Below are 10,914 nucleotides of genomic sequence, written 5' to 3' on the forward strand. Positions count from 1 at the left end.
CTTCAAGCACCGCACCATCCTGATGACGGCCTACGCGTCGGGATTGCGGATTTCCGAGGCAGTGCGTCTGCGGGTGTGCGACATTGACAGCCAGCGGATGGTGATTCGCATCGTGCAGGGCAAGGGAAACAAAGATCGCTACACGCTGCTCTCACCCCTGTTGCTGCAAATGCTGCGGCACTACTGGTGGGCCGCCCGTCCGGACGACTGGCTGTTTCTCAGTCCTTCACGGGTCAAGCCGATCGCCGTATCAACGGTGCAACAGGTCTGCCGGATGCACGCAACGAAGCCGGCCTGGACAAAGCCGTCACGCCGCACATGCTGCGTCACAGTTTTGCCACCCATCTACTCGAAGCCGGTACGGAACTGCGAGTCATCCAGGAACTCCTGGGACACGCCAGTCAGCGGACTACTGCGATCTACACGCACGTTTCCACGCACCTGATCGGCCGCACCCGCAGTCCCCTGGAAATGCTCTACGAGCAGGACCAGGCAGACACACCACAGGAGGACGCATGACCCGGCCCCGGTGGGAACTCGCTGACGTCGTGCGGCAGTACGGCGCCGAATATTTGAAGCGATACACCACGTCCGTCGCCCAGCGCCGCGTCATGCGGGCGCTACAGAACTGCCGGACTGCGGTCTTGGGAGGGCATGTGGAAACGTGCCGCTCCTGTGAGCATCGACAGATCAGTTACAACTCCTGCCGAAACCGTCACTGTCCCAAGTGCCAGGGTTCCGCCTGTGCGCAGTGGATGCAGCAGCGGGCAACCGAACTGCTACCCGTGCCCTACTTCCACGTGGTGTTCACGCTGCCGAACCTGCTGGTGGATCTGACGCTTGCCAACCCGCGGCTGATGTACGGGATGCTGTTCCGCGCGGCCAGCCAGACGCTGCTGGAAGTCGCCGCCGATCCCCGGCACCTGGGGGCGGAAATCGGGTTTCTGGCCGTACTGCATACCTGGGGACAAACCCTGATGCCGCATCCCCACCTGCATTGCGTGGTCCCTTCCGGCGGACTGGCGCCCGACCGCACACGCTGGGTCGCAGGCCGGGCCGATTTCTTCCTGCCAGTACGCGTACTCAGCCGGCTGTTTCGCGGCAAGTTTCTGGACCTGCTCAGGCAGGCGTTTGCCGCGGGGAAACTGGAATTCCCCGGGAGGCTGGCTTCCGTCGCCGATCCCCAGAGCTTCAAGCGTCTGCTCAACCGGTCCGTACGGACCGAATGGGTCGTGTATGCCCGGCCGCCTTTCGGCGGCCCCGAGTCGGTCCTCAAATACCTGGCACGCTATACGCACCGCGTGGCGATCTCGAACAGCCGGCTGTTGAACGTCGCAGACGGCCAGGTCACGTTCCGCTATAAAGACTACGCCCAAGGCAGTCGGAAGCGGACGATGACACTCGCCGCCACGGAGTTTCTCCGCCGGTTCCTGCAACATGTGCTTCCGGACGGGTTGATGAGGATTCGGCATTATGGCTTTCTGGCCAATCGCTTCCGGGCAGAGAAGATCGCGCTGTGCCGCGGACTGCTGGAAGGAGCGGGGCCTCTGAGCGAAAAACGTCCTCGGGCAGCGTCTCCGGTTCCCGGGGAATCGTCTGCCATCTGTCCCTCCTGTGGTCAAGCCGCACTCCAGAGGTCGCAGGAATTGCACTCCCGCTGGGAGCGACTTCCTGCTCCATATTTTGTTCGTGCCTCGCTGCCGGCTTCCGAACTCTGGGAGGTCTGTGATACCTCATGAGTCTTCTGCAAGAGAACCGGCCCCTCGTTTTGATCTCCCTTCATAGAGTGTTCCGGTCGGGGTCTGCGCCGGTGACGGATTCCGTCTCCGGGACGCCCCGCACAACCGTCCTGGCAATTACAACCCGCCACAGCGGCCTGCCTCGACGCTTGAGCGAACGATCCCGTCGGAGAATCATGCCCGCAATCACAGAGAAAACAGAACGCTGTTTTCACCCTGCGGGCATTCAATCCCCATAGTCGAAAACGCCCCTGCGGTTCAGTCCAATAGATCATATGCCGCGTGTTGAGTACCCCGAAAAACCGCTCCACCTGAATGCTAACACGCTGCATATAATCCTATTTATTATGACACAAAAAGCGTATTAATTTAGCCTATGATGCGGTTAATGCCAGCACATCAAGAGGAGAGACTGCCGACTGAAGCTTACTTTAAGAATTAATACTTCTAGATTTTCTGGTAGGAACTCTGTTTAAACCTCCAAGTCCATCAGACTGCAGTAAAATAATGTTGTCACTATCTAATTCCAGACGATATCCTTGGCCGCGAATAGTTTTAATCAGTTGGTTTAATGCTTCGCACCCGTTGAGCAATTCTTTGAGACGAGTACGTCGCGAACTAATTTTCTGACCCTGAGGCTTATATAGCATCTCTTTATCAACAGTTCTTCCCGGGTTGCATGCCAGAATCCATAACAAATTCCATTGAACAGTTTCAGTGTCCCATTTTTGGACAATAGGTTCTCCATCCCAAAAGACCTGTCGCGGTGAATGATCAACTAAAACCAGACGGGATTGAGAGCAAGCCCAGTCGATCAAATCCTCAGGGCTATCCGGAACTTCATAAATAGGCTTGATGTCCATCAAAGCTTGAGCAACTTTTCGGATTACTGCAGGATTACATAATGAAGCAGGCTCTTTCTTTATAAGTTTGAAAGTACCATCTAACTGCTTCTCAACATGTTGGATTTCTCCGGGAGGTCGTACGACACATCTTCGAAAAGATCGTGATCTCACTTCTACTTCACTTGAATCTTCCACGAGCCAATTCAATTCAGGACGATCCGCGTAAGACAAATAAATTAATGATAAAGTTGTGCAAGCATCTCGGAGAGTTTTTTGCTTGGATTTCAGACATACTTTTTGTAATTCCTTGACTGAGGAATCTAATTGCGTCACACAATCCATAAGAGAAGAAAAATCTTTCATACTTTGCTCATCATCTATCCGTATATTCGCAAAGAAGAGTCTATATATTTGATCTAAAATTTCTTTCCAATATTTTATGCGGGCAAACATGCTGTCACAGACATGATCAGCTGGTGTTTTATTCTGCTTGTAATTTCGAAAATTATTTGTGTGCTGATTATTGAAATCCTCTAATAACAATTGCTGTGTCGGCTGATAAAAATCCTCTGCATGGACAAGGTCGAACCAGCGTCTCTGAGCAATGAAACGTATATCATTAATGTGGTGTATGGGAATCCTAGCCTGATAAACGTAGGGAAAGCAGGCTTCCAATTGAACTGCAAATTTAACCAAGCAATCATCGACATACTCCACAAGTTTGCGTTCTCGCGTCTCCGTACCTTTACTTAAGTGTGAAGCAGACCAAAGAGTATTTGACTGAAAAGTCGTTAAATCGACCAACTCTTCTACAACAGGACAAACACTCTCTTTTAACCACGCTTCAATAAGATCTGATTTCTCCTCCGTCATATTTATTTCTTGAAGCGGACCTAAATCCTCAAACCCCTGTAATGCCAACAATAATTTATTCATCAAAGTATCAGCTCAAAATTAAGATCGAGATAAAACGGATCACTTACAACAGAATCCGGTTCCATTCCAACGCATATTAGTCCAATCGAGATCATTAGACAGCAATATTTTTCTATCGAACCTAGTTCGTTCCTTGATATCTATGCCCACTGTTGAAAGGCAAGGGTTCATATTTACAGTGAGGAAGTTTTTTAATGCCCGGCTACACGAACGCTTATCAGGCAAATTATTTAACTTTTTTCTCAAAAATCTTCCCCAAGCAGTCAATTGTCGCGTCATGCGACAATTGTGCGACCCTCAATTGCGACAATCTGATGATCGAGATGACCACTGGGTCAACAATATCATCACTTTGTATCGACATTCGGGTCGGACATGGCAACAGACTGGTTAACAGCACAGCAGGCAGCAGAAGAACTCGGGATCTCAGTCCTGACGTTTTACGACTGGCTTGCGCAGTCAGACTGTGGTGAGTTTGTACTACGCGGAACCGCTGTGGAAATCAAATACTTTCAGGGAGGCCGGAGAGGACAGGGGCGGATTCGTATCGAAAAGAGTGAAATCGGACGCATCAAAGAAGAAATGCGTGTCAAACCTCAGACTAGGATACACCGTCACAGGGCGACAAATTCCAAACAGTTTCCAGGCATTACGGTACCATTGGGGCGACCAGATTAGCTCAAAACACTTACGTTGAGTCCTATTCTTGTCTACAGAGGCGGCAGATACTGAGTATTTTCAGCTGAGTAATATTCAAACTAAAGCTGATTTTGGAGCGTGGTTTACATTCCAATTGCCGTCCACAGAGGCTCCTGATAATGCTGTCCCCACTCACGGCCATAATGATCAAAGGCCACTTTGGGAGTATCCCCCATCAACTCTGCTAAAACTTCAATGGAACATCCCTGTCCCTCATTCCAGTAGCCGGCGAGCATCCGATGCGCGAATGTATGACGGCAGGTATAAGTCGAATACTGCTTGCGGACAGGATCATTGAGCCATCCTAGGTCCTGTCGTATTTTACGGAAACGTTGCACGCCAGCCACTTTCGTCCAGGCACCTCCTCGCGAATTCCGAAAAAGAGTAGTTGTGGGATCAGCTCCCACTTCCTCAATCATTTGTCGTGTCAATTCAGCGACCTCAGACCGCACAGGAATGGTACGTGTCTTCCCAGTCTTGCTGGCATAGACCCGCCATTGCATACCCCGCTCAGATTCAATGACATCATTGGCAGTAACGCGGGCCAGTTCACAAAAAGGACGTAGTCCTGTATGAATTCCAGCAAACAGGAAATTGCCAAAATAATCATCGGTAGCAGAATACAGCAATTGCTCATCTTCTTCACTGAAAGAATGGAGTCGTGGGCACTGCGGTGGTTTTTGCATTCCCACCAGGGGATTGTGAATGGAGCCGACTTCCTCTGTGTAAAAATTAAAGGCTGCCATCACGATACTCATCGCATTCCGCTGTGTCGCCGTCGACTTCCAAGTAGGATGGCTTTCCACCCAATGTTGTATGTGCCCTTTCTGTAATTCGTCCACGGCCAAAGCACCACAATAGGCGCACAGTTCATTCAGATACCGTGCCACTTCAGCATGGTAATCCGAGCTGAGGTTTCCATGTTTAAATCGAGCTTCACAATGTTCAAGATACCGCGAGCACACCATGGCAACTTGTATCACCACCTTACTCTTCTGTTCTGGAGTCGGCAACCAGTCCCCATCAGCTTTCACCCGGGCCAGTGCCAGTTCTGCAAGTTGACTGTTCTCTTTCCCGCGAACAGGACGCCCTGTGGTATCAACAAGACGCAAACGTTTTTTCGTTCCCGGTGGCGTGAAATACCAGGAATCCGTCTGTTCCCAATACCAGGCACGTCCGCGGGAACGCCTTTGACGGGATTTTGATTTTTCTGCCATTGATCAACATGGTCCTTATTTTGTCTTCGTTGAAGCAACTTTACGTCTCGAGTTTGTACTACCTGACCTGCTCGTTTTCTTAGTAGCTTTGGTCTGCTTTCGTTTTGTTTTAGACTGACTGTCTTTGGGTCCAGTAGAACTTTCACCAATGGCATTCCATAAGGGGTCCTGGTAGTTCTGAGCCCATTCTCGACCATAATGCCGAAAGGTGGTCGCGGGTGTGTCACCGATGAGTTCAGCCACTGTTTCGATTGAGGCACCTCTTCCATCCGTCCAATACCCGGACAACATTCGATGTACGAACGTGTGACGGCACGTATAGCAGGAGTACTTGCCTTTGACTGGATCATCATTCCATTTCAGTTTTTTCTTTAATCCGATAAACCTCAGCACACCATTCATGCGTTTCCAGGGATTTCCTCTTGTATTTCTGAAGATGGGTTTCCCTGATCCCTTAGGGGCAGTTTTCATCAACTGACGAGTGAGCTTTGCTATCTCCGGTCGGACAGGGATTTTCCGCGTCTTATCAGTCTTACTGGCGTACACCCTCCACATCATGCCGCGATCGTGTTCCTCAATATCATCGGCCGTCAAACGGGCCAGTTCACTAAAAGGACGAAGTCCAGTATGAATCGCAGCAAAGAGGAAATTGCTGAAGCAGGGCTCACAAATATCGTATAGTGCCTGCTCTTCTTCGGGGGAGAGAGAAGCCAAGCGTGGATTTTCTTTCGGCTTCTTGAGCCCTTTAATCGGATTGACTACTCCGAACATCTCTTCAGCGCGGTTAAACGCGGCATTCACAATCGAGATAACACTCCGACGTGTGGCCGGGCTCTTCCAAGTCTCGTGACTATCAATCCATTCCTGCACATGTCCTTTTTTGAGATCAGAAACTGGAAGCGCTCCACAGTAGCCACAAAGGTCATTCAGCCAGGCAACTGAGTTAATACAATGCCCTTTGCTCATTGTGTTTTTTTCCAGACTGCGTTCACAGTACTGCAGATATTCAGAACAAACCCGTGCTACCAACCAGGGACCATGATTTGCATGAATAGTTGTTTCATCAGACCAGGTTAGTTTTTCTCTGGCCAGTGCGATTTCGGCTTCGCGTTTCTGTTTTTTACCGCGAAGTCGCTCGCCTTTTTCGTCGAACAGCGCAATCCGTTTTTTGGTACCTGGCTGGGTATAGTACCAGCAGTCCGTCTGCTTCCAATGCCAGGCGGAACCATGTGTTTGACGTCGTTTTGTGCGTTTTTGTTTCATGCTGTTCCGCTTCATCAAAAATGATTCGGGTAATGATTTGCTTGACCCGCTGGTTCCATTGGCTGATACTAAAAGGTAATAACTTGCAATCCCCGAGAAGAATCACTTTGATTGGAGCCATTATGCAACCTGCAGCAGTAATTTCCGGGCTTGATGAAAAATCATCAAATAGATATTTACTACATAATATTACTACACTCATCCTTACAACACTGACATTATACATTGTGTTTGGTTCGCTTAATATAGCATATTCCTCTGAAAAGAAGAGTGTACCTAATATTGTATTTATACTTGCGGACGATATGGGTTACGGCGATATTAGGGCGCTCAATCCGGAGTGTAAAATTGCGACGCCTCATCTGGATCAGCTCGCGCAGGGCGGCATGATTTTTACCGACGCGCATTCCAGTTCGTCCGTCTGCACACCGACCCGCTATGGGATTCTCACCGGTCGCTACAACTGGCGCTCGCGGCTCAAAAGTGGCGTGCTCTGGGGACTGTCACAACGACTGATTGAACCGGGTCGCGAAACGGTCCCCTCAATGCTCAAAGAACATGGTTACTATACTGCCTGTGTCGGTAAATGGCATCTGGGGATGGACTGGTCACTTAAAAAAGGGGGCTTCGCGACCGAAGCCGGGTACGACAAAAAAACCAATCCGGGCTGGGACGTCGATTATTCCCAGCCGATCCAGAATGGGCCGAACAGCGTCGGTTTCGACTACTTCTTTGGCATCAGCGCCTCACTCGACATGCCCCCGTATGTCTATATTGAAAACGATCGCAGCCAGGGCATTCCCACTCTCACCAAAGCTTTCTTTCGCGATGGTCCCGCGCATAAAGATTTTGAAGCCATCGACGTACTGCCCCGCATCACCGATAAGACTGTTGAGATCATCGATCAACGGGCGGCTGCCGCAAAGACTGGCAAGCCGTTCTTCATTTACTTTCCCCTCAATGCGCCACACACGCCGATTCTGCCGACACCCGCATGGCAGGGAAAAAGCGGCATCAACGCCTACTGCGATTTCGTGATGCAGGTCGACGACACCGTCGGCCAGGTCATGCAGGCGCTCAAGAAACAGGGTATCGCAGACAACACACTGATCATTTTCACCGCCGACAATGGCTGCTCACCCGCGGCCAACTTCAAAGAGATGGCCGACAAAGATCATCAACCCAGTTACCAGTTTCGCGGTCACAAGGCCGACATCTATGAAGGCGGACATCGGGTTCCCTTCATCGCCAACTGGCCCGCGCGGATTAAAGCGGGCACGCATTCGGACCAGCTCACCTGCCTGACCGATCTGTTCGCGACCGCCGCCGACATCGTGGGTGCAAAAGTTCCCGATGACGCGGGTGAAGACAGCGTCAGCATTCTGCCCGCCATGGAAGGCCAAGCCGATACACGGCTCCGGGAAGCCGCCGTCCATCATTCAATCCGCGGTGCATTTTCAATTCGCAAGGATCATTGGAAGCTCGAACTCTGTCCCGGTTCGGGAGGCTGGAGTTTCCCCAAGCCGGGCAAAGATGATCTGAGTGACCTGCCCGCCATCCAACTGTATGACCTCAAAGCAGACATTGGCGAACAGAAAAATGTGCAGGCGGACCATCCGGAAGTCGTCAGGGAATTGACTGCATTACTGCAGAGTTATGCCGACCGCGGACGTTCCACTCCGGGCAAACCGCAGCCGAATACGGGCGAAGTCGACATCTTTAAAGCGGGAAAATCAGCACAAAGCCTGAAAAAACCGGCCAGGAAGAACCCGAAGAAGAAATCCTAAGTCAGCCTTCACTCGGACTTTAGCTAACCGATAATCTCAGAAATGCCGATTATCCGCCCGCTCGGCTTTCAAATGAAAAAACTTGAAATTTCCGTACTCCTGCGTTATCCTGAAGCATGGATTTATTCCGACAGGAAAAGAAGAACGTCTATCGACTCTCCCCAAAATGAATTCAGCCCGTCAGGCAGTGGTGTCTGACTACCGTCCCCCGAATTCGGCGGTTCTGACGGACCGGCATTACTTTCAATTATCTCACAGGTTCCCTTTTGAGATTGTTAAAGTCTTACGGGTGGCCTGACAGGGATTGAACGCGTATGTATGGTTCTCAAGTTCCCCGCACTCTCTGCGGCTGCCTTACGGTTCTCACCTTACTTCTGTTGAGCACACCAGCCACTTCTCATGGTGCCCCTGCGTCAGCCGAAAAACCGGCGGCTCATAAAATCGACTTTGAGAAATCGGTCCGCCCGCTGTTTGTGAAACACTGCCAGGACTGCCATGGTCCGGATGCCCGTGAAGGGGGACTGCGCTTAACCAGTCGCAAAAATATTCTGCTCCGTAACGATTCGGGTGAACCGGCGATTATCCCCGGGAACAGTAAAGAGAGCCTGCTCCTGCATCGCGTCTCCAGCAAAGACGAGAGCGAACAAATGCCTCCCGCCGAGGTCGGCACACGACTGACACAGCAGGAAATTCAGACTCTCAAACAATGGATTGACGCCGGCGCAGACTGGCCGACCGAATCGGAAGAACCGAAGCACTGGGCCTACATCCCCCCGGCGAAAAGTCCTCTGCCTCAGGTAGACCCTGCGTTTCGCATTCACAATGCCATTGATGCGTTTGTCGCAGAAAAATTATCACAGCAAACGCCGCCACTCACTCAGTCTCCGCAGGCCAGCCCGGCGCGACTGCTGCGACGTGTATCCCTCGACCTGATCGGCCTGCCCCCCTCACCCGAAGATGTGATCGCGTTTGAGAAGGATCCGACCCCCGCCGCGTATGAGAAATATGTCGACAAACTGCTCAAGTCACCCCGCTATGGAGAAAAGTGGGCCCGGCAGTGGCTGGATCTCGCCCGCTATGCCGACTCGAACGGATTCCAGGCGGATCAGCTGCGCGAGATGTGGCTCTATCGTGACTGGGTCATCAATGCATTGAATGAGGATTTGCCCTTTGATCAGTTTACCATTCAACAGATTGCCGGCGACCTGATCCCCCAGGCAACCCTGGATCAGAAAATCGCCACCGGCTTTCATCGCTGTACGACCTGTAACGTCGAAGCGGGCGTCGATCCCGAAGAGAATCGCGTCAACCAGATCTTCGACCGCGTCAATACCACCGGCCTGGTCTGGCTCGGTTCGACTTTCGAATGTGCGCAGTGCCACAATCACAAATACGATCCTTTCTCGCAGCAGGACTACTACCAGATTTTCGCTTTCTTCAATAACACGCCGCTGGAGGTCAAACAGGTGGGTAAGAGCGTGACGTTCGAAGTCACCGGCCCCAAACTGGCGGTTCCCCTGGCAAAAGAAGAACTGAAAACCAAAGAGCAACTCACGGCCGAACGCCTGGCATTGCAGAAGCAGTTGAACCAGCGTCAAAAAGATCTCAAAACTGCCTGGTCGGAATGGGAAGAAAGCACACTGGCGCTGCTGGAAAACAGCGAAGAAGCCGGCAAAATTCCCGCCGACATTCGCAAAGCATTGCAAACCGAAACAGAAAAACGGACGAAGAAACAGACCAACGCTTTAACACAGTTTCAACGTCAACAGGATACGGAGTACGCTGATCTCGACAAGCAACTGAATCAGGTTCGCGAACAGTTAACCGCACTGGAGCCCGATTCCACACTGGTGATGGTAGAGATGCCCGAACCCCGCATGAACAATATTTTCAAACGCGGCGATTTCCTCAGCAAGGGGGCCGAAGTCACTCCCCGCACACCCGACGCTCTGCATCCCCTCGAAACAAAAGACCAGCCCAGCCGACTTGAGTTTGCCCGCTGGCTCGTCGCCCGCGAGAATCCACTGGTCGCGCGGGTCACCGTGAATCGCTGGTGGGCACAGTTCTTCGGTCATGGCATTGTCGCCACCCAGGAAGATTTCGGCAGCCAGGGAGATGCCCCCACGCATCCCGAATTACTCGACTGGCTGGCGGTCGAGTTCATGGACCACAACTGGTCGATGAAACAGGTTCACAAACTGATCGTGATGTCAGCCACTTATCAGCAGTCGGCGCGTATCACACCCGCACTGCTGGAAGCGGACCCTTACAACAAACTGTATACGCGCGGCCCGCGGCTGCGACTTTCGGCGGAAACGATTCGCGATAACGCGCTGACCATCAGCGGTCTGCTCTCAACAAAAATGGGAGGCCCGCCCGTCTACCCGCCTCAACCGGAGGGGCTCTGGAGGCATGTGGGCCGCAACGC

7 protein-coding genes and 1 pseudogene are annotated in these 10,914 nt (G+C 51.8%); 5 read left to right on the top strand and 3 right to left on the bottom strand.

Going from position 1 to position 10,914, the window contains the following annotated elements; genetic code table 11:
- Positions 1-22 precede the first annotated feature (22 nt).
- Both AACZ40_RS25100 and AACZ40_RS25105 read left to right on the top strand, forming a co-directional pair.
- Positions 23-519, top strand: a pseudogene (locus tag AACZ40_RS25100) (tyrosine-type recombinase/integrase).
- Positions 516-1,739 carry an IS91 family transposase gene (locus AACZ40_RS25105; protein ID WP_291176360.1) on the top strand — a complete coding sequence of 408 codons (1,224 nt, stop codon included), beginning with the start codon at positions 516-518 and terminating at the stop codon, positions 1,737-1,739. Before AACZ40_RS25100 ends, AACZ40_RS25105 begins: the two are co-directional and overlap by 4 nt.
- A 431-nt stretch (positions 1,740-2,170) precedes the next feature.
- On the opposite strand, the gene AACZ40_RS25110 is transcribed toward AACZ40_RS25105, so the two are convergent.
- A complete protein-coding gene (locus tag AACZ40_RS25110; RefSeq protein WP_145187059.1) occupies positions 2,171-3,520 on the bottom strand; it encodes a helix-turn-helix domain-containing protein in 1,350 nt (449 codons plus the stop codon).
- A gap of 375 nt (positions 3,521-3,895) precedes the next feature.
- Between AACZ40_RS25110 and AACZ40_RS25115 the strand changes: the two genes are divergently transcribed.
- The gene (locus AACZ40_RS25115) at positions 3,896-4,198 is read left to right on the top strand and encodes a helix-turn-helix domain-containing protein (protein WP_145187057.1); all 303 of its coding nucleotides are present in this window, start codon (positions 3,896-3,898) and stop codon (positions 4,196-4,198) included.
- A gap of 104 nt (positions 4,199-4,302) precedes the next feature.
- Here the strand turns inward: AACZ40_RS25115 and AACZ40_RS25120 are convergent, their stop codons facing one another.
- Together AACZ40_RS25120 and AACZ40_RS25125 are read right to left on the bottom strand one after the other, a co-directional pair.
- Positions 4,303-5,436, bottom strand: coding sequence for a site-specific integrase (locus AACZ40_RS25120; RefSeq protein WP_145187055.1), 1,134 nt, complete (start codon positions 5,434-5,436; stop codon positions 4,303-4,305).
- A 15-nt stretch (positions 5,437-5,451) separates the two neighbouring features.
- On the bottom strand, positions 5,452-6,699 hold the full coding sequence (locus tag AACZ40_RS25125; RefSeq protein ID WP_291176365.1) for a tyrosine-type recombinase/integrase: 1,248 nt from the start codon (positions 6,697-6,699) through the stop codon (positions 5,452-5,454).
- Positions 6,700-6,926: 227 nt separating this feature from the next.
- On the opposite strand from AACZ40_RS25125, the gene AACZ40_RS25130 reads away from it, so the two are divergent.
- Positions 6,927-8,486, top strand: a complete 1,560-nt coding sequence (locus AACZ40_RS25130; protein WP_291176653.1) for an arylsulfatase — start codon at positions 6,927-6,929, stop codon at positions 8,484-8,486.
- 314 nt (positions 8,487-8,800) lie between these two features.
- Positions 8,801-10,914 (top strand): DUF1549 domain-containing protein (locus AACZ40_RS25135; protein ID WP_339676310.1); only part of this gene is annotated, 2,114 nt, incomplete at its 3' end.

It is taken from the genome of uncultured Gimesia sp. (assembly GCF_963972345.1).
In the GTDB taxonomy this organism is placed as follows: domain Bacteria; phylum Planctomycetota; class Planctomycetia; order Planctomycetales; family Planctomycetaceae; genus Gimesia.

Coding starts and splice junctions, on each gene's coding strand:
- AACZ40_RS25125 (WP_291176365.1), bottom strand. CDS start 6,699: ATGAAACAAAAACGCACAAAACGACGTCAAACACATGGTTCCGCCTGG.
- AACZ40_RS25115 (WP_145187057.1), top strand. CDS start 3,896: ATGGCAACAGACTGGTTAACAGCACAGCAGGCAGCAGAAGAACTCGGG.
- AACZ40_RS25120 (WP_145187055.1), bottom strand. CDS start 5,436: ATGGCAGAAAAATCAAAATCCCGTCAAAGGCGTTCCCGCGGACGTGCC.
- AACZ40_RS25110 (WP_145187059.1), bottom strand. CDS start 3,520: ATGAATAAATTATTGTTGGCATTACAGGGGTTTGAGGATTTAGGTCCG.
- AACZ40_RS25105 (WP_291176360.1), top strand. CDS start 516: ATGACCCGGCCCCGGTGGGAACTCGCTGACGTCGTGCGGCAGTACGGC.